We start from the raw sequence: 24,364 nt of genomic DNA, 5'->3' as shown, positions 1-24,364 counted from the left end.
AGGGGTTTGGCTTTTCGTAGGAGCGAGCTTGCTCGCGAACAGGATTGGCAGAGGATTCGAACTGTAGGAGCGCGCCATGCGCGCGATCGCGGGCATGGCCCGCTCCTACAAAGTTTGGCGCTCCCTATTACTTCGGCGCTCGGGCTTTCCCCTCACCCTAACCCTCTCCCAAAGGGAGAGGGGACTGTTCGGTGCAGGATGAAGGTGTGTCGTCAGCCGGCACAATTGGCCCCCTCTCCCTTCGGAGCGGGGCGCGCAGCCAGGGCTGGTGTGGGGGCACGCCGTCCGCGCAGGAGTTACACCTGAGCGCCCTTCAAGAGCTCGAAGGCCACCCTCCTCTCCCGCTCCAACCGCTCAGCCCAATCGCCAGACAGCGAACCTGCCAACGCCGCCTGCTCCAGCTCCGCCAGGCCATCCCCCAGCCCACGCAAGCCCATCGACCGGCAGCTCCCCGCCAGCCGGTGGGCCAGGCTGGCCACCTCCACGGCGTCCTCCTGATGCAGCGCATCCAGCAGCAAGGGCCACTGCTCGTCGAGCAACTTCCACAGGCTGGCGAGCAGTTCGTTCAGCTTGTGCTCGCCCAGCAGACGACGATGGGTATCCAGCACCTGCCGATCCAGCGGCCCGTTATCCACAGCCTCCGGCACAGGCGCCGACGCCACGCCGGACAGCGCGCGGCGCAGGTCGTCCAGGCGCAGTGGCTTGCCCAGCACGCCCTGCATCCCCGCCTCGAAATAGCGGCGGACCATTCCCGGCTGCACGCTGGCGGTGAAGGCGTGGATCGGCGTATCCCCATTGAGCCCGCCGGGCTGCTTGCGGATCGCCCGGCACAGGTCGAGGCCGGTCATGCCCGGCAGGTGCATGTCCAGCAGAATCAGGTCGAAGGCCCGCTGGGCGGTGAGCGCCAGCGCAGGCCCGGCGTCGTCGGCGAGATAGACGTGATGGCCGTCGCGCTCCAGCAGCCCCTGGGCAACTTCGCGGTTGAGCGCGACGTCTTCCACCAGCAGCACCTCCAGCGCCAGCGCCCGCTCGGCCACCCGCGGCGTACGCGGGAGGTGCCCCGGCGCCAGGGTGATCTCGAACCAGAAGGTGCTGCCCTCGCCCTCCAGGCTTTCCACGCCGATCTCGCCGCCCATGGCTTCCACCAGGCGCTTGCTGATCGCCAGCCCCAGGCCGGTGCCGCCGTAGCGCCGCGCCACCTCGTCGCTAGCCTGGGTGAAGCGCTGGAAGATCTTTTCCTGCTGCTCGGCGGAGATGCCGATGCCGTCGTCGATCACCGCGAAGCGCAGGTGCTGCCCGGCCTCGCCGCTCTCCAGCAGCGTCACCTCCAGCAGCACTTCGCCCTCCTCGGTGAACTTCACCGCGTTGGCCAGCAGGTTGCTCAGCACCTGCCGGAGGAACTGCTCGGCGCCCCGGCAAGCGTCCTGCACCTGCGGGTCGACGCGCAGGCGCAGGCCGATGCCGTTGTCGGCGGCGCGCGGCTCCAGCAGGGTCACCACGTCGTCGAGCAGGCGGCGCAGGGAGAAGTCCACCGGCTCCGGCTGGCTGGCGCCGTCTTCCAGCTTGGCGAAGTGCAGCACCTCGTTGAGGATCGCCAGCAGCCCCTCGCCGGCCGTGGACAGCGCCTGCAGCCGGCGCCGGTCCTGCTCGCCCAGCGGCGCGGCGCGCAGCAGCTCGGCCATGCCGAGGATGCCGTTGAGCGGCGTGCGGATCTCGTGGCTCATGGTGGCGAGGAAGCGGCTCTTGGCGCGGTTGGCCTCCTCCGCGTCCTCCTTGGCGCGACGCAGGCTGGCGGTGCGCCGTTCGACCCGGCGCTGCAGCTCGTCGCGCTTGCTCTGCAGGGCAGCGCGATCGGCCTCGCGCCGCCGCAGTTCCGCGCGCAGGGCACGGCGCAGGTCGTCGAGCGCGTCGGCAACGGTGTCGATCTCGTCCTCATGGCGACGCTTGTGCAGCGCCAGCTCGGTCTGCAGGTCGCCACCGGTGAGGCCGCGGACGAAGTCGGCCATGGCCCGCAGGTGACGGGTGACCAAGCTGTGGAACAGCCAGCTCAGCGCCACCGCCAGGCCGCAGAGGAACACACCCATCCACAGCAGGCTGGTCAGGCCGCCGTGCAGCAGGCGCCGGTAGACCGCGCCGAGGTCGATGCTGATTTCCAGTTCGCCCAGCGCGCGGCGCTCGCCGTCCGGCGGCTGGAAGGCCAGGGCGTAGCGCTCGACGCGGAACGGGCCATGCTTCACATCGGCGTCCTGCGCCAGGTTGAAGTCGGCGCTGCGCAGGCGCACCTGGGCGATGTCGGGGAAGTCCGCCAGGCCGTGCAGCTGCACGTTGAGCTGTTCCTGGTTGAGGTCCCAGAGGCTGCGCTCGAAGCTGGCCAGGTAGCCGACGCGGATCAGCTCCAGGCGCGCATCGATGTCACGCATCTCGCGGCGGTATTCGAAGTACAGCTGCACGGCGCTGGCCAGCACGGTGAAGCACAGGCTGAACAACAGCACCCGCAGCAGCAGGCGCCGGGCCAGGCCGCCGGGCAGTTTCATCGCGGCACCCCGTCGCCGGCGAGCATGGCGCGGTAGCCGCGCTCGCTGTCGTCCAGCCAGCGCGCCACGCTGCCGTCGTCCACCCGCTTCTTCAATACCGCATCGATCTCGTCCATCCGCGCGGCCAACGGCGAGTGGCGGGACACGGCGATGCGCAGGTAATCCACGGTCAACGGCCGGGGCAGCGCGACGATGTCCTCGCCGCCGGCCAGTTGTTCGACGAACAGGGTGCCGGTGCGCCGCTCGTGGGCGATGAAGTCGATGCGCTGGCGAATCAGCTTGCCGAAGTTCTGGCGGCTGTCGGAGACCCATTCGACGTTGCCGCGCTCGACGACGAAGCGGTCGAACTCCGGTCCGTAGCTTTCGCCGAACAGCAGTCCGCCCCGGTAGTTGGCGAGGTCGCCGAGCTGGTCGAAACGCACTGGCCTGCGGCGGTTGTAGAAGATCGCGACCTCTTCACGCAGCACCGGCACGCGGGAGAACAGCAGGCCGTCGTCGCGCTGCGGCGTCTGGTAGGCGAGCACCAGATCGACGCGGCCCTCGGCGGCATCCAGCAGGCAGCGCTTCCAGTTGCCCAGCACCACGGTCTGCACCTCGTAACCCAGTTCGCCGAGCACGCTGCGCACGGTCTGCGGCGCCAGGCCGCGCACATCGTGGCCGTCGCTCCAGGAAATGGGCGGGTAGACGGGATAGTCGCAGTAGCGGATCGGCTGCGCGGCACCGGCAAGGCTGCTGAACAGCGCCAGGCACAGCAGGGCCAGCCAGCGCATGGATCAGGCGTCGACGGGCGTGGCGGTGAACAGGTAGCCGGCGCCGTGGATGGTGATGATCAGCTCGGGCTCGGCCGGGTCGTCGCGCAGCTTGCGGCGCAGACGGCCGACCAGCACGTCGATGGAGCGGTCGTTGGGCAGCCATTCGCGGTTGCGGATCTGGTCCATCAGCTGGTCGCGGCTCAGGGTGTGGCCGGTGTTGCGCAGGAACACGCAGAGCAGCTGGAACTCGCCGTGGGTCAGCGGGGTTTCGCTGCCGTCGCGGTCGATCAGGCGACGGCGGTCCGGGTCGAGCGTCCAGTGGGCGAAGCGCTTGTGGTTCTGCCGCGCCGTCTGGGCGGCCGGGCCCTGGCGGGCGTGGCGCACGCGGCGGATCAGGTTCTTCGCTCGCGACACCAGCTCGCGCGGGTTGAGAGGCTTGATCACGTAGTCGTCGGCGCCGCACTCCAGGCCGACGATGCGGTCGATGTCGTCGTTGCGGCCGGTGATCAGGATGATGCCGACCTCCGAGCGCACGCGCAGTTCGCGGGTCAGGGTCAGGCCGTCCTTGCCGGGCAGGCGGATGTCGAGCATCACCAGGTCGATGGGCTGGTCGCTGCGCTCGGCCTCGGCCAGGCTCGTTTCGGCCTGTTCGGCGGTGCCCGCGCAGAGCACGTCGTAGCCTTCCTCGCCGAGGTAGGCCTGGAGGAGCTCGCGAATCACCGGATCGTCGTCGACGATCAGTACACGGGAAGTCATCGCAATACCCTGCTGACGCCACGCTGTTTGCGGGGCAATTCTTGTTATTAGTCTAGAGAGGTCTGTAGGACCGGTCCTGCGGAGGCAGCAGGTTACCGATCGCTGAATAGCTGATCAACAACCCGCCGCCGCACGGCTGAAGCGCTGCCGGCCACCGTATTGCAGGCCATCCACCCAGGCTTCGCAAATCTGTACGCCCTGCTCCGGGGTGAAGGTATTGGGATTCAGACCGGACTCCAGCCACAGCCCGTCGAGCAAGGCGCTGAGGGCAATGGCGGCGAGGTCCGCGTCAAAATCGGACCAGCCCTGCTCCTTCGCCAGCTCATTCAGCGCCTGCGCCAGCAGCGAGCGGTACTCGCCGTAGGAATGGTCGTGCGCCTTGTTGATTTCCTCGGCGGTCTTCACCGCCCCCCAGAACGCCAGCCAGGCATCCAGCAGCTGCGGGTCGAGCAGTTCGGCGGAGAACGATGCGCGGAAGAACGCCGACAGCCGGGCGCGGGCGTCGGGCGCCGCCTGGGCGATGGCTTCGCGCAGCAGCAGCATTACTCGCCCGGTGACCGTCAGGTAGGCCTCGGCCACCAGTTCGTCCTTGCCCGAATAGTGGTGGTTGATCAGCCCCACCGAGACCCCGGCCTCGGCGCAGATCTTGCGGATCGACGCACCCTGGAAGCCGTGGCGCTTCAGGCAGGCGAGCGTCGCCTCGATCAGCAGCGCCTTGCGCTGTTCGGGCTCCAGTCGGGAAAAGCGGACTTCCTGGTTCATTCCTGTGCTTCCGGGAGGGGGATGGGGAGAATTTGAACGATTGTTCGACAAGATGCCAGTCCCAGGGTCTGTCGTCGCCTGGGCGCCGTCATTGCAACGGTAACAGAGCCTACCTACCCGTTCGGGGAATGGTCCGCCAACCGGGGGTGGCCGAGAGTGGCCCCATCAGCGAACACAACAACAACAGGTGGACTGACATGCAGAAAACCCTCGCTGCAGTACTCAGCGCGGCCCTGGCGACCTTGCCGGCGCTGGGCCACGGGGAAGACAGCAGTAGCGCCAACACGCTGCGGCTGTACAACTGGGCAGACTACATCGGCGAGCACACCATCGCCGATTTCGAGAAGGCCACCGGGATCAAGGTGGTCTACGACACCTTCGATTCCTACGAGACCGTGCAGGGCAAGCTGCTGCCCGGCCGCTCCGGCTACGACCTGGTGGTGCTCAACGCCGCCCTGGTGCCGCCGCTGCTGAAAGCCGGCGTGTTCCAACCGCTGGACAAGTCCAAGCTGCCGAGCTGGAACAACCTCGATCCGGACGTGCTCAAGCACCTGGACCACTACGATCCGGGCGTGCAGTACTCGGCGCCCTACACCTGGGGCAGCAACGGCATCACCTACAACATCGACAAGATCAAGGAGCGCATGCCCGATGCGCCGATCGGCTCGCTGGCGATGCTGTTCGATCCGAAGATCGTGTCGAAATTCGCCGATTGCGGGGTGACCATCATCGACTCGCCCACCGACGTGATCCCCCTGGCCCTGGCCTACCTCAGGCGCGACCCGAACAGCGCACTGCCCGAGGACCTGAAGGCCGCCCAGGACCTGCTGCAGTCGATCCGTCCATACATCCGCAAGTTCGACTCCACCAGCTACCTCAACGGCCTGGCCAACGGCGACCAGTGCATGGCCATGACCTGGTCCGGCGACTACGCCACCGCCCAGGCCCGCGCCGACGAGGCCGGCGCCAAGGTGAAGCTGGGCTATTTCGTGCCCAAGGAAGGCTCGCTGATCTGGTTCGATGACTTCTACATCCCGGCCGACGCGCCGCACGTGGCCAACGCCCACAAGTTCATCGAATACATGCTGCAACCCAAGGTGGCCGCCGACATCAGCGACTTCATCCGCTACGCCTCGAGCAACGCCGCCGCCAAACCGATGCTCACCGCCGAAGTGCGCAACGACCCGGCGATCTACCCCGACGCCGAGACCCGCTCCCGGCTGTTCACCCAGAAGGTGCAGAACCCCAAGGCCACGCGCCTGATCACCCGCACCTGGGCGGCGGTGAAGACCGGAACCTGACGGATCGCGACGAACCCGCCCCGGCCTGAGCGCCGGGGCACGGGGAGAAGGCTCTCCCCCACACGAATAACCGAAAGACGAAAGGTACAGACGATGAACACCCCAACCCCAGCCTTCTTCGCCCAGTTCAACGACGAGCAGCTGGTCGCCGCCGACAAAGCCCACTACGTGCACGGCTACCACGTGTTCGACGATCACCGTGTCAACGGTGCGCTGAACATCGCCGCTGGCGAGGGCGCCTACATCTACGACACCAAGGGCAATCGCTACCTGGATGCCGTGGGCGGCATGTGGTGCACCAACATCGGCCTGGGCCGCGCGGAAATGGCCGACGCCATCGCCGAGCAGGTCCGCCGCCTGGCCTACTCCAACCCGTTCTGCGACATGGCCAACGTCACCGCCATCCAGCTCTGCGAGAAACTCGCGCAACTGGCGCCGGGCGACCTGGACCACGTATTCCTCACCACCGGCGGCTCCACCGCCGTGGACACCGCGTACCGGCTGATCCAGTACTACCAGAACTGCCGCGGCAAGCATGCCAAGAAGCACATCATCAGCCGGGTCAACGCCTACCACGGCTCGACCTTCCTCACCATGTCGCTGGGCGGCAAGGTCGCCGACCACCCGGCCGAATTCGACTTCCTCAAGGACGTCATCCACCACATCTCCTGCCCGAACCCCTACCGCGCGCCGGAAGGGATGACGGAAAGCGACTTCCTCGAATTCCTGGTGAAGGAATTCGAAGACAAGATCCTCGAACTGGGCATCGACAACGTAGCCGCCTTCTTCGCCGAGCCGATCATGGGCTCGGGCGGCGTGATCATCCCGCCCAAGGGCTATCACAAGCGCATGTGGGAGGTGTGCCAGCAGTACGACGTGCTCTACGTCGCCGACGAAGTGGTGACCTCCTTCGGCCGCCTCGGCGCCTTCTTCGCCTCCGAAGACGTGTTCGGCATGCAGCCGGACATCATCACCACCGCCAAGGGCCTGACCTCCGGCTACCTGCCGCTGGGCGCGTGCATCTTCTCCGACCGCATCTGGAAGGTGATCGCCGAGGCCGACCAGGGTCGCTGCTTCGCCCACGGCTTCACCTACAGCGGGCACCCGGTGAGCTGCGTCTCGGCGCTGAAGAACATCGAGATCATCGAGCGCGAAAACCTGCTGGAGCACGTGAAGGACGTCGGCACCTACCTGGAGCAGCGCCTGCAGGAACTGGCCGGGCTGCCGCTGGTGGGCAGCGTGCGCTGCCAGAAGCTGATGGCCTGCGTCGAGTTCGTCGCCGACAAGCGCACCAAGGCGCTGTTCCCCGAGGAGCTGAACATCGGCGAGAAGATCCACCTCCGCGCCCAGGCCCGCGGCCTGCTGGTACGGCCGATCGTGCACCTGAACGTGATGTCGCCGCCGCTGACCATCACCCGCGAGCAGGTCGACGAGATCGTCGACACCCTGCGCGAATCGATCCTCGAAGCCGCCGAAGACCTCAAGCGCAGCGGTGATTACGCGGGGAACTGATGAGCGATCCGAGGATTTTGCCTACACCCCGGCAGCCCTTTAGACTGCCGGACATGAGCGAATCCCAGGCAATCAGCGAATCGTCCGACGCACCGGCCCTGCATGCCTGGCATGCGGGGCTGGCGCGCGCCATGGCCAGCGTCGGCGAGGTCGTCTTCGTCGAGCGACTGGCCGAGGCGCTGGACTGCCTGGTGCCGGTGGAATCGATGATGCTCGGCCTGGAGCAGCGCGGCCAACCGCCGCAACCGCTGTACCAGCGCGGCATCGCCCCAGCGCACCACGAGGCGCTGATCGACCGCTACTACGCCCGCGGCTACCTGCTCGACCCCTTCTGCCTGGCCATGGAAGACGGCCTCACCGAGGGCTTCTACCCGCTGGCCGACATCGCCCCGGACGACTTCTTCGCCAGCGAGTACTACAAGACCTACTACCTGCGCTGCGGCTGCACCGAGGACTGCCACTTCATCGTCGACCTGGGCGAGCAGCGCAAGGTGTCCCTGTGTCTGTACCAGGGCAACAGCGGCGCGCGTTTCAGCGAAACCCAGCTGGACCTGCTGGCCGGCGCGCTGCCGCTGGTGCGCGAGCTGATCCGCCAGTTCGAGCGCAACGGCGGCCTCGACCTGCTGCTGGCGGGGCGCGGCGAGGGCAATGCGCAGGCGGCCCAGGCACCGCTGAACCGGCACATCCGCGCGGCCTTCATGAACTTCGGCGCGGACCTCCTGACCGAGCGCGAACGGGAAATCGCCCACCTGCTGCTGCGCGGCCACTCGGTGAAATCCAGCGCGCGGGTGCTCGACATCTCCCCGGAGACGGTGCGCATGCACCGCAAGCACCTCTACACCAAACTGGAGATCAACTCCCAGGCGGAGCTGTTCTCGCTATTCATCGACTGGCTCACTGGCGGCGTCAGCGCGGCCTGAAGCCGGCTCCTCGTAGGATGGCGTGGAGCGAAGCGATACCCATCGGACTCATACGCCATCAGCATGGGTATCGCTGCGCTCCACCCATCCTACGGTTCGAACCCGAAGTGATCGGGCACCCAGGCCAAACGGCGTATAACGCGGAGCGTTATACGCCCTACCCCCGGGTTGGGCGGCGTGGATATCGAGCACACATCGAGCTCAGCCGATGCGGCGCCGGCCGAGAAAATCTGCCAACCTATTGCCGTTCCCGCTGTCTGACCCGTGCCCAAACCACCCGGAGAGCTCCCCGATGCGCCGCTGGCTACCCGCCCTGCTACTGGCCGCCACCCTGCCGCTGCATGCCGCTGAAACCAAGCCCACCTACGGCCCGGAACTGGAGCGCTTCCAGTACGCTTTCCCGGTCGGTCACTACAGCTTCGCTTCCCAGGGCCATCACATGCATATGGCCTACATCGATGTGAAGCCCAAGCAGAAAGCCAACGGTCGCACCGTGGTGCTGCTGCACGGCAAGAACTTCTGCGCCGGTACCTGGGAAAGCACCATCGCCGCACTGAGCGACGCCGGCTACCGGGTCGTGGCGCCGGACCAGATCGGCTTCTGCAAATCCACCAAGCCCGAGCGCTACCAGTACAGCTTCCAGCAGCTGGCGACCAACACCCACGCCCTGCTGGAGCACCTGAAGGTCGGCAAGGTCACCCTGCTCGGCCACTCCACCGGCGGCATGCTCGCGACCCGCTATGCATTGATGTACCCCGAACAGGTGGAGCAGCTGGCGATGGTCAACCCCATCGGCCTGGAAGACTGGAAGGCCCTGGGCGTGCCCTACCGCACCCCGGACCAGTGGTACGAGCGCGAGCTCAAGACCAGCGCCGAGGGCATCCGCCAGTACGAACAGGCGACCTACTACGCCGGTCAGTGGAAGCCCGAGTACGACAAGTGGGTGAACATGCTCGCCGGCCTGTTCAATGGCGCCGGCCACGAGCGCGTGGCGTGGAACTCGGCACTGCTCTACGACATGATCTTCACCCAGCCGGTGGTCTATGAATTCGGCCAGTTGAAGATGCCGACCCTGCTGCTGATCGGCACCAGGGACAATACGGCCATCGGCAAGGACATCGCGCCGGCCGAGCTGAAGGCCAGGCTGGGCAACTACGCCGAGCTGGGCAAGCAGACCGCCAAGGCGATTCCCAACGCCACCCTGGTGGAGTTCGACGACCTCGGCCATGCGCCGCAGATCCAGGACCCGAAGCGGTTCCATGAAGCGCTGCTCAAGGGTTTGGCCGACCTCAAGCACTGAGGCGAGCCCCTTTTCGGCGCCGGGTGAGGGCCGTTGTAGGAGCGAGCTTGCTCGCGAACCGCCCAGCATCCGAGCCGCCGGCAAATCCGTTCGCGAGCAAGCTCGCTCCTACGAAGAGCAGCCTCGGCGTAGCCCTCCAGGAGCGGACTCCGTCCGCAATCCTGGTCCCGCGCTGGGCTATCGCGGACGAAGTCCGCTCCTACGCGGGCGCAATACGTGGGCAGATCCCTGGGGAAACAGAGTCATCCGCGAGGGATTTCGCGGATAAGATCCGCTCCTACGAGAGCGGCGCCGGCGTAACCCTGTAGGAGCGGGCCATGCCCGCGATTGGCGCCCATCGGGCGCGCCTGCATCGGCAACGCAGCGCAAGCGGCCCAATCCCCACCAATAAAAACGCCGGCTCCCCTCGCGGAGAACCGGCGTCGAGTGCCCCGAGCCCCGTCAGCCCAGGTTCTTGCCCAGCAGCGCGTGGTACAGCTCGCTGTCGCCGAGCACGCCCACTACGCGATTCTGTTCCTGCAGCACCAGCTTGTGACCGGTCTGGTAGCGAATCTGCAGCGCATCGCGCATGCGGATGTTGACGTCCACCAGGGTCGGCTCGTGCTTGAGCTTCTCCACCGCGTCGCCCGGCTGCCACTGCTGCAGGTCGATGATGTTGCTGCCCAGGCGCGCGCCCTTGATCTGGTTGGTCTCGGTCAGGCCGAGCCAGCAATCGCGGCCCTGGTCGAAGCACACTTCGTCGGCCTGGCGGCGGCACTGGTCCAGGCCCCGCATCAGGCTGGAGCCGCACAGCACGTTGAGCGGGTTGGTGTGCGCAACGAAGGTCCGCACGTAGTCGTCCGCCGGGCTGAGCACGATTTCCTCGGGCTTGCCGTGCTGGATGATGCGGCCGTCCTTCATGATCGCGATGCGCGTACCGATCTTCAGCGCCTCGTCCAGGTCGTGGCTGACGAAGACGATGGTCTTGTGCAGCTGGCGTTGCAGCACCAGCAGTTCATCCTGCAGCTGCTGGCGAATCAGCGGGTCCAGTGCGGAGAAGGGTTCGTCCATCAGCAGGATGTCGCCATCCATCGCCAGCGCGCGGGCCAGGCCGACACGCTGCTGCATGCCGCCGGACAGCGAGTCCGGACGCTTGTCGCGCCATTGCGACAGGCCGACCAGCTCCAGCTTCTCGTCGATCACCTTCTTGCGCTCGTTCGCCGGGCGACCCTGCATCTCCAGGCCGAAGCCGATGTTCTCGGCCACGGTCAGCCAGGGCATCAGGGCGAACTTCTGGAACACCATGGCGATGCGCTTGGTGCGCATGGTCTTGAGCGTTGCCGGCGAGCAGTTGGCGATGTCCACCTGCTGACCTTCGTGCTCGATCAGCAGCTTGCCGCGGCTGACCCGGTTGAGGCCGTTGATGCAGCGCAGCAGGCTGGACTTGCCCGAGCCGGAGAGCCCCATCATCACGCAGATTTCGCCGCGGTTGACGTCGAGGTTGGCGTTCTCCACCCCCAGTACCTGGCCGGTGCGCTTGAGGATTTCCTCGCGGCCCATGCCCTGGTCCAGCAGCTTGATGGCTTCCTTGGTGTGGGTGCCGAAAATCACATCCACGTTCTTGAATTGAATCGCCGACATAGTGCTTACCTCCCCCGCAGCGAACGTTGCTTGCACACCCGGTCGAGCAGGATGGCGAGCAGTACGATGGCCAGGCCGGCCTCGAAGCCGAGGGAAATGTCCGCCGTGTTGAGTGCGTTGACCACCGGCTTGCCGAGGCCATCAGCACCCACCAGCGCGGCGATAACCACCATCGACAGCGACAACATGATGCATTGCGTGATCCCGGCGCCGATGCTCGGCATGGCGTGGGGCAGTTCGATACGGGTCAGCAGCTGCCAGCGCGAGCAACCGAAGGCCTTGCCGGCGTCCATCAGTTCCGCCGGCACGTCCTGGATACCCAGGCAGGTCAGGCGGATGGGCGCGGCGATGGCGAAGATCACCGTGGAGATCAGGCCCGGCACCACACCCAGGCCGAACAGGGTCAGGGTCGGGATCAGGTAGACGAAGGTGGGTACCGTCTGCATCAGGTCCAGCAGCGGCCTGAGCGCGGTGTAGAACCAGGGTTTGTGCGCCGCCAGGATGCCCAGCGGTACACCGACGGCGATACACACGACCGTGGCGAAGATCACCTGTGCCAGGGTCTCCATGGTCTCCTGCCAGTACCCCAGGTTGAGGATCAGCAGCAGGGAGGCCAGGGCGAACGCCGCCAGCCCCCAACTGCGCTGGATGTAGAACACCAGGATGACCATCAGCGCGATCAGGGCCAGCGGGTTGAACCAGAGCAGGCTGTTGGTGACAGCGTGGATCAGGAACTCAAGGGTGTCGGAAATCTTGTCGAAAAAAGCGGCGCCATGCTGGGTAAGCCACTCGACGAAGGCGGCGATGTGTTCACCCAGCGGGAGCTTGTGGTCAGTCAGAAACATAATGCGGGCCCATCAGAAGCTTGAGGAATCGTCCAACGGCAATGACTTCGGCACTTATTTCGCGAATGCCACCTTGGCTGCCGCCAAGGCCGGTTTGCCGTCACGGGTGGTCACGCCGGCGAGCCAGGCGTCGAGCAGTTCCGGATGGTCCTTCAACCAGGCTTTTGCCGCCTCTTCGGGCTTCTTGCCTCCGTTGAGCACGGCGTCCATGAGTTTGTTTTCCATCTCCAGGGTGAAGGTCAGGTTGGTCAGCAGCTTGCCGACGTTGGAACACTCCTGAACGTACCCCTTGCGCACGTTGGTATAGATGGTCGCGCCGCCGTAGTTGGGGCCGAACACGTCATCGCCACCTTCGAGGTACTTCATCTTGAAGCGGGTGTTCATCGGGTGCGGTTCCCAACCCAGGAACACGATCCACTGGTTGCGGCGGTCAGCGCGTCCGACCTGCGAGAGCATGCCGGCCTCGCTGGACTCCACCAGCTTGAACTTGCCCAGGTTGAACATGTTCTTGTCGAGCATGCCCTGGACCAGGCGGTTGCCGTCGTTGCCCGGCTCGATCCCGTAGATCTTGTTGTCGAGCTTGTCGGCGAACTTGGCGATGTCGGCGAAGGTCTTCAGGCCGCCGTCATAGGCCGCCTGGGTGACCGCCAGGGTGTACTTGGCGCCTTCGAGGTTGGCCCGCACGGTTTCCACCGAGCCGTTGTCGGCGTAGGGCTTGATGTCGTTGGCCATGCTCGGCATCCAGTTGCCGAGGAACACGTCCATGTCCTTGTTCGCCAGCGACTTGTAGGTCACCGGCACGGAGACCATGGTCACCTTGGTCTTGTAGCCAAGCGATTCGAGCACCTGGCGGGTAGTCGCCGTGGTCACGGTGATGTCGGTCCAGCCGACGTCGGAGAAACGAACCGTGCCGCACGACTCAGGTTCAGCGGCCTGAACCGCCAGCGGCGCGCAAACGGACACAGCCAGCAGCAAAGACTTGCAACCTTTCATGGACGTACTCCTCTGCGGGGTTGGGCGCCGGCGCTACCCGCAGTGGGCGCGGCGGTCTCTTGTTGTAAGAAGGGCCGAGATCTGCGCCCTTTTTCGTCATTTCGTGATCGATCATGGAACAGGAAAAATTCGCCGCATACCGGGTGCGTCGCAACCAGTGCAGGCGAAGTCGCATTCAGCACCAGGCATGTCGCATCCAATTCAAAGGCCCGGTCCAGGCGACCTGCAAGGGTCGCGATCAGTCCTTCGCGAGGGACTTCGACCCCTCCGCCGCACCGCCGGAAGCGCTCGGTGCGACACCCTGCAACCACATGTCCTGCACCTGCGGATTGGCCTTGAGCCAGCTCTTGGCGGCCTGCCGCGGATTGCGTCGCTCGTTGAGCACCGCATCCATCAGCTGGTTCTCCATCGCCAGGTCGAATTTCAGGTTCTTCAGCAGCCGCGCGACATTCGGGCACTCCTGAAGATAGCCTGCCCTGACGTTTGTGAAGACCGTGGCGCCGCCATAATTCGGCCCGAAGTAGGCATCGCCGCCGTCCAGGTACTTCATCTGAAGACGCGTATTCATCGGGTGAGGTTCCCAACCCAGGAACACGATCGGCTGCTTCAACGCCCCGGCGCGCTTCACGTAGGCCAGCATGTCGGCCTCACTGGACTCCACCAGCTTGAAGTCGCCCAGGCCAAAGGCCTTCTCGTTGATCATCTTCTTGATCAGCTGGTTGCCGTCGTTGCCCGGCTCGATGCCGTAGATGCGGCCGCCCAGCTGCTCCTTGAACTTCACGATGTCGGCGAAGCTCTTCAGGCCCGCGTCATAGGCGTACTGCGGCACCGCCAGGGTGTACTTGGCGCCTTCGAGGTTGGCCCGCACGGTTTCCACCGTGCCCTTGTCGGCGAAGGGCTTGATGTCGCTCGCCATGCTCGGCATCCAGTTGCCGAGAAACACGTCGATCTTGCCCTGCGCCATGGCCTTGTAGGTGTCCGGCACGGACAGCCGCTCGACCTTGGTGCGGTAGCCCTGGTGAGCGAGCACCAGGCGGGTGACCGCGGTGGTGACGGTGATATCGGTCCAGCCCACGTCGGCGAAACGCACGACGGCACAGGATTCCGGTTCGGCCGAGCGGGCAACGCCCGGCAGTACCACGGATAACGCCAACAGCGACGACACAAGACTCTTCATGAGACCAGCCTCTGACTGCGGGAAAGGGGGCGCGCACGGTCCGATACCGTTCGTCGGGTACGGATCATGGAGCAAGGCGGATTCCCGCGCCTATCGACCAATCGATGTCCGGCCCCTGGATGTCGTGTCCAGACATGACCTCGTCGTCGGTGGAACACCAGCGACGGCTTTACCGCCGCGGCGCCCTGCCGTGCCGCGCCCACGGCGCTTTTGGATATGGGCAAGTCGGTGCCGGAAGTGGCCGTGCCGGCGCTTGGGTCGATGATGACGGCGCAACGCGGGCACAGGGACGTGCCCCCGCCCCCACCCTCGCAGGATGCAGCCCGCTCGGAGTTCGGCATGGCAATCAGTGTGTTCGACCTGTTCAAGATCGGTATCGGCCCTTCCAGCTCGCATACCGTAGGCCCCATGCGCGCCGCCGCGCTGTTCGTCGGCACCCTGGGCGAGCGCCGGCTGCTCGAACGCACCCGCCGTGTGGAAGTCCGCCTGTACGGCTCGCTGTCGGCCACCGGCGTCGGCCACGGCACCGACCGCGCGACCATCATGGGCCTGATGGGCGAATGGCCCGATCGCATCGACCCGCAGCAGATCGAGCCCCGCATGGCAGCCCTGCGCGAATCCGGCGAACTGTTGCTGGCCGGCAAGCACGCCGTGCCCTTCGACTGGGTGCGCGACATGCGCCTGCTCGACGAGAACCTGCCCTACCACCCCAACGCCATGCGCCTGACCGCGTTCGACGACGGCGGCGAGCTGCACAGCGATACCTATTACTCCATCGGCGGCGGCTTCGTCGTCGACGAAGAGCAGGCCGCCTCCGGCAGCCTCGACACCGACAACACCGTCCTGCCCTACGACTTCTCCAGCGCCGCCGAACTGCTCACCCTGTGTCGCCGCCACAACCTGCGCGTGTCCGAGCTGATGATGGCCAATGAGCGCATGTGGCGCAGCGAAACCGACATCCGCGAAGGCCTCAAGGTCATCTGGCAGGCCATGCGCGACTGCGTGAACAGCGGCCTCAACCAGGAAGGCATCCTTCCCGGCGGCCTCAACGTGCAACGCCGCGCCGCACGCCTGCACCGCAGCCTGCTGGAGATCGGCAAACCCAACGTCATCGGCTCGACCCTCTCCGCCATGGAATGGGTCAACCTCTTCGCCCTGGCGGTGAACGAGGAAAACGCAGCCGGCGGGCGCATGGTCACCGCGCCCACCAACGGCGCGGCGGGGATCATCCCGGCAGTGCTCCACTACTATATGCGCTTCAATCCCGACGCCAGCGATGACGATGTCACCAACTACTTCCTGGCGGCCGCCGCCGTCGGCATCCTGTGCAAGAAGAACGCTTCCATCTCCGGCGCCGAAGTCGGCTGCCAGGGTGAAGTCGGCTCCGCCTGTGCCATGGCCGCCGCCGGCCTCGCCGAAGTCCTCGGCGCCAGCCCCGAGCAGGTGGAGAACGCCGCCGAGATCGGCCTGGAACACAACCTCGGGCTGACCTGCGACCCGGTCGGCGGCCTGGTCCAGGTGCCCTGCATCGAGCGCAACGCCATCGCCGCGGTGAAAGCCATCAACGCCGCCCAGATGGCCCTGCGCGGCGACGGCCAGCACTTCATCAGCCTCGACCAGGTGATCCGCACCATGCGCGACACCGGTGCCGACATGCACGACAAGTACAAGGAAACCTCCCGCGGCGGCCTGGCCGTCAGCAGCATCGAGTGCTGATCCCAAAATCGACCACCCGGTCGTAAAAACGCCTCATTCTGGCGCAGCGGTACGCTCGTACTGATCTCCCAACGAGCGTTACCGTTTGGCGCAAAGCACCGCCGGCAACGTGACCGGCGAGTGCTACCGAAATCCCCAGGCCCCACCTCATGCGTATTTGCGACCTCCAGCGGGTCGCAATCCGCCCCGTCAAAAACGGCATTTCCATGCCGTTTTCTTTTTTTATTGAACGCTCAATCAATGTAGGCATGGCATTTGCCTTGCTATACGTAGAGGAACAACCAGGGGACCGCCCACGGCGGATTTCCCGACCAGAAAACAACAAGCATAAGAAACGCCTCCATAGAGGCGACTGTGACTAGCGTGAGGTGATCGAATGAACGCGTTCAACCCCGGAGTTCCCCCGCAAAACCGAGCTCCGCAGTCCATCGGCTTCCTGCTGTTGGACAACTTCACCCTGATCTCCCTGGCCTCGGCGGTGGAACCGCTGCGCATGGCCAACCAGCTATCCGGTCGCGAACTCTACCGCTGGCACACCCTGAGCCTCGACGGCCGCCAGGTCTGGGCCAGCGACGGCCTGCAGATCACCCCCGACGCCTCCTGCGACAGCGCCCCGCAGATGGACACCCTGATCGTGGTCGGCGGCGTCGGTATCCAGCGCAGCGTCACCCGCGAACACGTCACCTTCCTCCAGGCCCAGGCCCGCCACGGCCGCAAGCTGGGCGCCGTGTGCACCGGAAGCTGGGCCCTGGCCCGCGCCGGCCTACTCGACGGCTACGACTGCTCCGTGCACTGGGAATGCCTGGCCGCCATGCAGGAAGCCTTCCCCCGCGTGGCCATGAGCACCCGCCTGTTCTCCATCGACCGCAACCGCTTCACCTCCTCCGGCGGCACCGCGCCGATGGACATGGTGCTGCACCTGATCGGTCGCGAGCACGGCCGCGAACTCTCCGCCGCTATCTCCGAGATGTTCATTTACGAACGCATCCGCAACGAACAGGACCACCAGCGCGTGCCGCTCAAGCACATGCTCGGCACCAACCAGCCGAAGCTGCAGGAAATCGTCGCGCTGATGGAAGCCAACCTCGAAGAGCCCATCGACCTTGACGAACTGGCCGTCTACGTCAACGTCTCGCGCCGCCAGCTCGAGCGCCTGTTCCAGAAGTACCTGCACTGCTCGCCGTCGCGCTACTACCTGAAGCTGCGCCTGATCCGTGCGCGCCAGCTGCTCAAGCAGACCTCCATGTCGATCATCGAAGTCGCCTCGGTCTGCGGCTTCGTCTCCACTCCGCACTTCTCCAAGTGCTACCGCGAATACTTCGGCATCCCGCCGCGCGACGAGCGCCAGGGCCAGCCGATCGGGCAGCCGGTCATGGTCATGCCGATCCCGCAGGACCTGGCGCTGATGCCCAACTCCTCGGCCATCTCCGCCCTCAGCCAGGCCCAGGGCGAATCCACCTTCGCCAGCGTACGCGTGCTCTGAGTACCACCGGCTAACGCCTGGGCAACCCCTCACACCGAACAGCTCCCTCTCCCTTCGGGAGAGGGTTGGGGTGAGGGCCGCCCGTACGCAAGACGCCCCCTGTAGGAGCGGGCCATGCCCGCGATCGCGCCCATGGGGCGCTCCTACAGGCCAACTCCGCTGCGCCTACCGCCCCTCCGACTCCATCAACCGCGCCGCATCCACCACCCGCATCCACAGCCGCCCTTGCCAATCCAGCACCGCCACCTCCTGCCCCTGCATCTGCCGGAACTGATGGCGCGGCAACAGCGCATTGTGCTGCTCCGCCTCGCGCAACACCGGCACCACCTCATTGCTCAGCCATTGCCGCAGGCTGCGGTTCTCCGGGTGATAGAAGTGCAGCATCAGCAACGCATACACACCGCTCTCGCTCACCAGCAGCTCATCCTCCTCCGCCCCCGCCAGCCGCTCCCAGCGCGACTGGTCCGGGTCCAGCTTCTGCGCCACGCGCGGGCCCAGGTGGCTGGCCGTGAGCTTGGCCAGGTCGCGCAGGACGAACCACGCCTGCTGATCGAGCAGCACGCCGCGCAGCCGCCGGCTGTAACGTACGAAGGAATGGGTTGTCAGGCCGTCAGCGGCCGGGGAAGACATCGAAGTGTTCATGCCGTAGCTCCTTGCTCATGAAAGAAGCCGCCGCCCGAAACATCCGAAAGAGGGAGGCGGACCGTGCAAGGGTGGAAAACCGGCTACCGCAATAGGACCGGCCGGGCCGAAGCCCGCCTTACACGGTCCGCCATAGACAACCAGAGCCGATCAGGCCCCGGTGGGCCTGATCTTCTCTGCTACGGCGATATTGCGGTAAGGGCAGGTTTCCACACCTGACCACGCCGAGACGTGGTGCCAGGAACGCTACGCAGAGGGCTTGTAAGACCGCAACGCCGGCGCAGTGTAGGGCGTTTCCCGAATCCTCCAAGGCAACAAGCCAAGACCGGAAAGGATTTGGCGCGCCGGGAGAACCCCGTCTCAGCAGAACACCGAATGCCCTTGTAGGAGCGGGCCATGCCCGCGATCGCGCCCATGGGGCGCTCCTACAGGTCAGCTCCGCGCTTGATCCCGTAGGAGCGGACCTTGTCCGCGAAATCCATCGCGGAAGAATCCTTGGCCAAAGGAGATCGCCGCCGTACGGCGCCCGCTCCTACAGCCCAACCCCACCGCCTACAGCGCCAGGCTCAACTGCCACGACACCCCGAACCTGTCGCTCACCCAGCCAAAGCGCCGGCTGAAACCGTAGTCCCCGAGCGGCATATAGACCCGCCCACCCTCGGCCAGCACATCGAAGATCCGATCCAGCACATCCTGCGAATCGAACTCCACGAAGATCGAACTGGCCGGCGTGAAATCGAAGTCATGCTTCACCGGGCTGTCCGAGCACATGAACGCCTGCCCGCACACCTGAAAGCGCGCTACCTTGATCGTCCCCTCCGGCCCTGGATCACCGGCGGCGTAACGCTCAACGTGCAACACGCGGGAATCAGGAAAGGTGGCGAGATAAAGGTCCAGCGCCGACTGCGCGACGCCGCCCTGGAACATGAGGAAGGGGGTGGCTCTGGTCATGACGGCTCTCCTTCGGTTGAAGGGGGCAGTCTAGGTCACCACGCGATTGGCGCAGAAAGACGTGATAAGCGGGGATGGAAACAGCCAGGAGGAATTCCCGGTAGGCCGTTTGCGAAACGATGCGTTTGCCATCGGTCCACTACTTCAGGGAGTCCTTCATGAGTTGCAGTCTCTCGACAATCCCCTGGCTGGCACCAGGCCCGGCCGCCAGGTCGCATTCATCCCAAGGCACCACCCTGCCGTCCACTTCATCGACCATCATGGGGCGCAGCGGCCTTCCTGAAGCCCTGTCCACAACCTGTACGGCGATCTCATCCGAGACGAAGTGCTGATTGCCCCAGGCAATCAATGCATAAAGCACGACCTGGAGATCCCTCCCTTTTCCGGTCGGGATGTACTCATGTCGGAGCGGTTTGACGCAGTAGGCGCGGCGCTCCAGCAGCCCGGCCTCCACGAGCGCGTTGAGCCTGCGGGTCAGCATGTTGGGAGCGATGTTCAGGCTCCTGGAGAACTCGTCGAACCGGGACACCCCCTGCAGCGCATCGCGCATGATCAGCAGGCTCCACCATTCGCCAACCTGCTCCAGGCTGAGGGCGATCGGACATAGGGAGTCAGAGAAGGTCTTACGCTGCATAGGCATCGCTCATGGTTGTCCGGAAAAAATCCGCTCCGGATGTGACTTTCATTATGATAGTAACTTCCTTTACCCAGGTATTTAACCGCAAAGGAGCGAAGCCTTCATGAGAAAGCGTGTCGTCGTTACCGGAATGGGGGCGGTTACACCGCTCGGTCGGGGTGTTGAGCTCGTATGGGAGCGGCTGCTGGCGGGTGCCTCGGGTATTCGCGCGCTGCCAGAAGAGCTGATCGGCGACCTGGCCGTGCGCATCGGCGGTCAGGTCCCCGGGCTTGAGGCAGACCCTCTGGGCGGGTTTGACCCTGACAGCGTTCTCTCCCAGAAGGAGCAGCGCAAGGTCGATCGCTTCATCCTGTTCGCCTTGGCCGCAGCAGAAGACGCCCTGACCCAAGCCCGATGGGCGCCGACCTCCGCCATCGAGCAGGAGCGTACTGCCACGATCATCGCCTCGGGCATCGGCGGCTTCCCGGCCATTGCGGACGCGGTGCGTACCACGGACAGCAAAGGCCCACGGCGTCTATCGCCCTTCACCATACCGTCCTTCCTCTGCAACCTCGCCGCCGGCCAGGTCTCCATTCGCCACCAGCTGAAAGGTCCCCTCGGGGCGCCGGTCACGGCCTGTGCCGCTGGCGTACAGGCCATTGGCGACGCGGCTCGCATGATCAGGTCGGGCGAAGTGGACGTCGCGCTGTGCGGGGGCGCGGAAGCCGCCATTCACAGAGTCAGCCTCGCGGGTTTTGCCGCCGCGCGAACCTTGGCGAGCGCCTTCAACGACACCCCTGAAAAAGCCTCTCGCCCCTTCGATAGCGCGCGGGACGGCTTCGTCATGAGCGAGGGCGCGGGCCTTCTGGTGATCGAAGAACTCGAGCACGCCCTGGCACGCGGAGCCACGCCCATTGCAGAACTGATCGGCTATGGAACCAGCGCCGACGCCTACCACATCACCTCCGGGCCGGAAGATGGAGACGGGGCCCAACGGGCCATGCGCCAGGCACTGCAACAAGGAGGCGTCGCACCGGACCAGGTCGGCCACCTGAACGCACATGCCACGTCGACGCCTGTTGGCGACAACGCCGAGCTGGCGGCGATAAAGGCCGTCTTCGGAGACACGTCGCCCGTCATCAGCGCCACCAAATCCTCCACGGGCCACCTGCTCGGCGCGGCGGGAGGGATCGAGGCCATCTTCACGGTGCTGGCCCTGCGGGACCAGGTAGCACCCCCGACACTGAACCTGGAGAACGCCGATCCCTCCTCCGCGGGCTTGAACATCGCCCGCACAAGCACAGCGCTGGCGACCGAATACGCGCTGTCGAATGGGTTTGGTTTCGGCGGTGTAAACGCCAGCGTTCTGTTCAGGAAATGGCAGGGTGAATAACGGGCGCTAGCGGTCAGGTGGACGGTGGGGAGGGGAGTTTCGGCGGCTCGTCCGTGGGCACTTCTCCATCTCCGATCGGGCAATTGATTGGGGCGCTTGGACGGACCATGGAAATCGGCGCACAGGAGCGATCTCCCGTGCGCCCGATCAGGCTCAGGGCCTGGGCACCAGCGCCGGCAGCAGCTGGCGGGAGATCGCCTCGCGCACGGCGGGCAGCAGGGTGGCGTTGCCGACCAGCAGCTCTTCCACCAGGCGGCGCAGCGCCATGGAGCGCTCCGGGGTCAGCGCGCGCACGGCATATTCGCAGGCTTGCTCCGCGGTCACGTCCGGCGGTACGGCAAAGCCCAGTGCCTGCAGGCGTTCACGGAAATCGTCCTGGTCGATCAGGTCGGCGTGCATCATGGCAGTTCTCCTGGAGCGGCTTGGGTTTTCCCCGATTCTGGTAAGCCCGGCGAGGGGCGGCAAGCACCCGGCCGGCGGAATGTCCTCAACGGGCACGCGCAGGTCGCTTTCGGCTAACCGCACCGGCAACCCGACAGGCAGACTCCAATCCATGCACAACCCGCATGCCTTGCCGGCCCGGGTTTTGAACACACTGAGAGCCCGTTCCCGGCTCGCTTTGTCCCCTGTCACGCGTCGGGCGTCCCAGGGGATTTTTTTTGCCCGCGCGACGGCCATCCCCGATGGCTAGACGCCCGTGCGGCAGTGCTGCCAGAAGGCTTCGAACCCCGGCGAAAGGAACTTGCAGCGCTGGCGCAGCATGTAGAAGCGCCGCCGCAGCGGCGGCAGGCTGCTGCGCAGCTCCACCAGCGCACCCGACGCCAGCTGTTCCTCCACCACCCAGCGCGACAGGCAACTGATCCCCAGCCCGGCGGCGACGCTGTGCTTGATGGCTTCGGAGCTGCCCAGGTCCAGGCTGTCTTCCAGGTAGTGCAGGTGGCCCAGCAGGGCGTGGCTGACCTCCTCGCGCGTGCCCGAGCCCGGCTCGCGCAGCAGCCAGCGGGTGCGGCGTAGCGCCTCGCGGGAGACCTGCGTGCGCGACGCCAGCGGATGCCCGGGCGCCGCCACCACGATGAGGCAGTCCTCCAGCCAGGGTTCCACCAAAAGGCCCGGCTCGTGGCAGGGGCCTTCGATCAGGCCGATGTCCGCGGAAAACGCCACCACCTCGGCCACCGCCGCGCCGGTATTGCCGATGTGCGCGTTCACCCGCACGCCCGGCTGCACCTGGTCGAACGACGCCAGCAGGCGCGGCAGCACGTAGTTGCCGATGGTGCTGCTGGCGGCCACCGTGATACTCGCCTGGGGATTTTCGGACGCGGTGAACTGCTGTTCCAGCTGGGTCATGGCATCCAGCAGGCGTTGTGCCTGGGGCAGGAAGCGGCGGCCTACCTCGCTCAGTTGCAGGCGTTTGCCGACCCGGTCGAATAGCTGTGTGGAGAGTTGCGCTTCCAGCTCGTTGAGGGCCGCGCTGGTGGCCGACTGCGACAGCGAAATGGATTCCGCCGCCGCCGTGGTGCTGCCGGTGCGGGCCACCGCACAGAAGATCTGGAGCTGGCGAAAGCTAAGGGCCATGGGCTTATCTACCTGTTTTTCAGGTATTTAATACAGGAACTATTCGTTTAACAAATTAAAACCCGGCACTTACCGTGCTCCCGTGACCTCACCTGAGGAGCGAAGGATGCACACCCTCACTGCCGGGATCCGACCACGGAACCGGAACCTGCTGTTCTGCCTGCCCCTGGGCGCCGCCCTTGCCTGCGCGGCGACCCTCCCCGGAATGCTCGCCTGGCCGTCCTGCAACGGCGTCTGCGTTCTGCTCCGACTCGTCCTGGTATGAAGGAGCCAACCGTATGAGCGATTTCCGGCAGCGCGGCGGCTTCGATCGCCGCCAGTTCCTCCAGGCCGCCCTGCTCGCGGGCGCGGGCCTGGCCACCCAACCGCTCCAGGCCCTGGCGGCGAACCTCGCCCGGCAGCCCTTCGGCAATGGCGACCGGGAGTTGGTCGCCTATCCGCAGAAGCGCCCGCTGATGCGCATCACCACGCGCCCCCCGCACCTGGAGACGCCGCTCGAGGTGTTCAACGAAAGCCTGCTGACGCCCAACGACGCCTTCTTCGTGCGCTATCACCTGGCGAACATTCCCACCCGCATCGACCCGGCCGCCTACCGCCTGCGCGTGCACGGCCAGGTGCGCCAGGCGCTGGACCTCGACCTGGCGACGCTGAAGTCGCTGGGCGAGGCCGTGACCGTGGTCGCAGTCAACCAGTGCTCCGGCAACAGCCGCGGCTACTTCGAGCCGCGCGTCTTCGGCGCCCAACTGGGCCACGGCTCGATGGGCAACGCGCGCTGGCTCGGCCTGCCGTTGCGCACGCTGCTGAACCACGCCGGTGTGCTGGACGGTGCCCGCCAGGTCACCTTCCGGGGGCTGGATCAACCGGTGCTGCCGGCCACCCCGAGCATGACCAAAGCCATCGACATCGAGCACGCGCTGAGCGCCGAGCCGCTGATCGCCTGGAGCATGAACGGCGAGGACCTGCCCCTGCTCAATGGCTATCCGATCCGCCTGGTGCTGCCGGGTTACTTCGGCACCTACTGGATCAAGCACCTGAGCGAGATCGAGGTCATCGACCATGAGTTCGACGGCTTCTTCATGCAGAAGGCCTACCGGGTCCCCGACAACGACTGCCAGTGCCTGCCGGCCGGCAGCGCGCTGACCGGCAGCCGCCCCATCGGCCGCCTGCCGGTGCGTTCGTTCGTGACCAGCCTGCACGAGGGCCAGACCCTGCAACTGGGGCAGAACCAGGCCCTGCGCGGGATCGCCTTCGACGGCGGCAGCGGCATCCACAGCGTGGAAATCTCCGATGACGGCGGGCGCAGCTGGCTGCCCACGCGACTCGGCGAAAACCTGGGCAACTACTCGTTCCGCGAATGGCGCACCGAGTGGGCGCCGCGCCAGCGCGGGGTCGTTCACCTGCTGGTGCGCGCCCGCAATGCGCGGGGCGACACGCAGCCGGCGCAGCCGACCTGGAACCCCGGCGGCTATGCCCGCCACTCCATCGAATCACTGCCGCTGCACATCATCTAGAACAGGGA

At 65.8% G+C, this 24,364-nt stretch carries 21 protein-coding genes; 8 read left to right on the top strand and 13 right to left on the bottom strand.

The features are described from left to right. Positions 1 to 296: 296 nt before the first annotated feature. The 4 genes from ACQ5BL_RS18735 to ACQ5BL_RS18720 form a co-directional block, all read right to left on the bottom strand. Positions 297 to 2,534, bottom strand: a complete 2,238-nt coding sequence (locus tag ACQ5BL_RS18735) for an ATP-binding protein (protein ID WP_243807435.1) — start codon at positions 2,532 to 2,534, stop codon at positions 297 to 299. Then, positions 2,531 to 3,304 (bottom strand): substrate-binding periplasmic protein, encoded by a 774-nt coding sequence (locus tag ACQ5BL_RS18730; RefSeq protein WP_243807432.1) that lies wholly within the window; start codon positions 3,302 to 3,304, stop codon positions 2,531 to 2,533. Before ACQ5BL_RS18730 ends, ACQ5BL_RS18735 begins: the two co-directional genes overlap by 4 nt. Positions 3,305 to 3,307: 3 nt before the next feature. After that, positions 3,308 to 4,048, bottom strand: coding sequence for a response regulator (locus tag ACQ5BL_RS18725; protein ID WP_207885001.1), 741 nt, complete (start codon positions 4,046 to 4,048; stop codon positions 3,308 to 3,310). Between the two features lie 108 nt (positions 4,049 to 4,156). Then, a complete protein-coding gene (locus tag ACQ5BL_RS18720) occupies positions 4,157 to 4,804 on the bottom strand; it encodes a TetR family transcriptional regulator C-terminal domain-containing protein (RefSeq protein WP_207884935.1) in 648 nt (215 codons plus the stop codon). Between the two features lie 197 nt (positions 4,805 to 5,001). Between ACQ5BL_RS18720 and ACQ5BL_RS18715 the strand changes: the two genes are divergently transcribed. The 4 genes from ACQ5BL_RS18715 to ACQ5BL_RS18700 all read left to right on the top strand — a co-directional run bounded on the left by ACQ5BL_RS18715 (position 5,002) and on the right by ACQ5BL_RS18700 (position 9,837). Then, complete coding sequence (locus ACQ5BL_RS18715) at positions 5,002 to 6,105, top strand: polyamine ABC transporter substrate-binding protein (RefSeq protein WP_430293203.1); 1,104 nt, start codon at positions 5,002 to 5,004, stop codon at positions 6,103 to 6,105. A gap of 93 nt (positions 6,106 to 6,198) precedes the next feature. Beyond that, on the top strand, positions 6,199 to 7,617 hold the full coding sequence (locus tag ACQ5BL_RS18710; protein ID WP_243807428.1) for an aminotransferase: 1,419 nt from the start codon (positions 6,199 to 6,201) through the stop codon (positions 7,615 to 7,617). A 53-nt stretch (positions 7,618 to 7,670) separates the two neighbouring features. Beyond that, positions 7,671 to 8,537 (top strand): response regulator transcription factor, encoded by an 867-nt coding sequence (locus ACQ5BL_RS18705; protein WP_243807425.1) that lies wholly within the window; start codon positions 7,671 to 7,673, stop codon positions 8,535 to 8,537. A 292-nt stretch (positions 8,538 to 8,829) separates the two neighbouring features. Beyond that, the gene (locus ACQ5BL_RS18700; RefSeq protein ID WP_243807423.1) at positions 8,830 to 9,837 is read left to right on the top strand and encodes an alpha/beta fold hydrolase; all 1,008 of its coding nucleotides are present in this window, start codon (positions 8,830 to 8,832) and stop codon (positions 9,835 to 9,837) included. A 441-nt stretch (positions 9,838 to 10,278) separates the two neighbouring features. On the opposite strand, the gene choV is transcribed toward ACQ5BL_RS18700, so the two are convergent. The 4 genes from choV to ACQ5BL_RS18680 form a co-directional block, all read right to left on the bottom strand. Next, positions 10,279 to 11,457, bottom strand: a complete 1,179-nt coding sequence (choV, locus tag ACQ5BL_RS18695; RefSeq protein WP_207884930.1) for a choline ABC transporter ATP-binding protein — start codon at positions 11,455 to 11,457, stop codon at positions 10,279 to 10,281. A 5-nt stretch (positions 11,458 to 11,462) separates the two neighbouring features. Continuing rightward, the gene (choW, locus tag ACQ5BL_RS18690) at positions 11,463 to 12,302 is read right to left on the bottom strand and encodes a choline ABC transporter permease subunit (RefSeq protein WP_207884929.1); all 840 of its coding nucleotides are present in this window, start codon (positions 12,300 to 12,302) and stop codon (positions 11,463 to 11,465) included. A 54-nt stretch (positions 12,303 to 12,356) separates the two neighbouring features. Continuing rightward, entirely contained in the window at positions 12,357 to 13,295 is a 939-nt protein-coding gene (locus ACQ5BL_RS18685) for a choline ABC transporter substrate-binding protein (protein ID WP_207884928.1), read from the bottom strand. Between the two features lie 238 nt (positions 13,296 to 13,533). Continuing rightward, positions 13,534 to 14,472, bottom strand: coding sequence for a choline ABC transporter substrate-binding protein (locus ACQ5BL_RS18680; protein WP_243807421.1), 939 nt, complete (start codon positions 14,470 to 14,472; stop codon positions 13,534 to 13,536). 339 nt (positions 14,473 to 14,811) lie between these two features. Here ACQ5BL_RS18680 and ACQ5BL_RS18675 point away from each other — a divergent pair, with 339 nt between their 5' ends. Both ACQ5BL_RS18675 and ACQ5BL_RS18670 read left to right on the top strand, forming a co-directional pair. Further along, positions 14,812 to 16,188, top strand: a complete 1,377-nt coding sequence (locus tag ACQ5BL_RS18675; protein ID WP_207884926.1) for an L-serine ammonia-lyase — start codon at positions 14,812 to 14,814, stop codon at positions 16,186 to 16,188. 376 nt (positions 16,189 to 16,564) lie between these two features. Further along, entirely contained in the window at positions 16,565 to 17,671 is a 1,107-nt protein-coding gene (locus ACQ5BL_RS18670) for a GlxA family transcriptional regulator (RefSeq protein ID WP_152227726.1), read from the top strand. 165 nt (positions 17,672 to 17,836) lie between these two features. Here ACQ5BL_RS18670 and ACQ5BL_RS18665 read toward each other — a convergent pair whose 3' ends face one another. The 3 genes from ACQ5BL_RS18665 to ACQ5BL_RS18655 form a co-directional block, all read right to left on the bottom strand. Beyond that, positions 17,837 to 18,313, bottom strand: a complete 477-nt coding sequence (locus tag ACQ5BL_RS18665; protein WP_243807418.1) for a BRO-N domain-containing protein — start codon at positions 18,311 to 18,313, stop codon at positions 17,837 to 17,839. 552 nt (positions 18,314 to 18,865) lie between these two features. Beyond that, complete coding sequence (locus ACQ5BL_RS18660) at positions 18,866 to 19,264, bottom strand: VOC family protein (protein WP_243807416.1); 399 nt, start codon at positions 19,262 to 19,264, stop codon at positions 18,866 to 18,868. A 139-nt stretch (positions 19,265 to 19,403) separates the two neighbouring features. Beyond that, positions 19,404 to 19,898 (bottom strand): winged helix-turn-helix transcriptional regulator, encoded by a 495-nt coding sequence (locus ACQ5BL_RS18655; RefSeq protein ID WP_243807414.1) that lies wholly within the window; start codon positions 19,896 to 19,898, stop codon positions 19,404 to 19,406. Positions 19,899 to 20,004: 106 nt separating this feature from the next. Between ACQ5BL_RS18655 and fabF the strand changes: the two genes are divergently transcribed. Beyond that, positions 20,005 to 21,273, top strand: a complete 1,269-nt coding sequence (fabF, locus tag ACQ5BL_RS18650; protein ID WP_243807412.1) for a beta-ketoacyl-ACP synthase II — start codon at positions 20,005 to 20,007, stop codon at positions 21,271 to 21,273. 153 nt (positions 21,274 to 21,426) lie between these two features. On the opposite strand, the gene ACQ5BL_RS18645 is transcribed toward fabF, so the two are convergent. Together ACQ5BL_RS18645 and ACQ5BL_RS18640 are read right to left on the bottom strand one after the other, a co-directional pair. Beyond that, positions 21,427 to 21,675, bottom strand: coding sequence for a hypothetical protein (locus ACQ5BL_RS18645; RefSeq protein ID WP_207884921.1), 249 nt, complete (start codon positions 21,673 to 21,675; stop codon positions 21,427 to 21,429). Between the two features lie 285 nt (positions 21,676 to 21,960). Then, complete coding sequence (locus ACQ5BL_RS18640; RefSeq protein WP_243807410.1) at positions 21,961 to 22,845, bottom strand: LysR family transcriptional regulator; 885 nt, start codon at positions 22,843 to 22,845, stop codon at positions 21,961 to 21,963. Between the two features lie 278 nt (positions 22,846 to 23,123). Between ACQ5BL_RS18640 and ACQ5BL_RS18635 the strand changes: the two genes are divergently transcribed. Further along, entirely contained in the window at positions 23,124 to 24,356 is a 1,233-nt protein-coding gene (locus ACQ5BL_RS18635) for a molybdopterin-dependent oxidoreductase (RefSeq protein WP_243807407.1), read from the top strand. The last annotated feature ends 8 nt before the right edge of the window (positions 24,357 to 24,364 follow it).

It is taken from the genome of Pseudomonas sp. B1-22, from assembly GCF_050474425.1.
In the GTDB taxonomy this organism is placed as follows: domain Bacteria; phylum Pseudomonadota; class Gammaproteobacteria; order Pseudomonadales; family Pseudomonadaceae; genus Pseudomonas.
The sequence above is the reverse complement of the archived record's forward strand: the minus strand, read 5'-3'. Positions and strand labels throughout refer to the sequence as shown.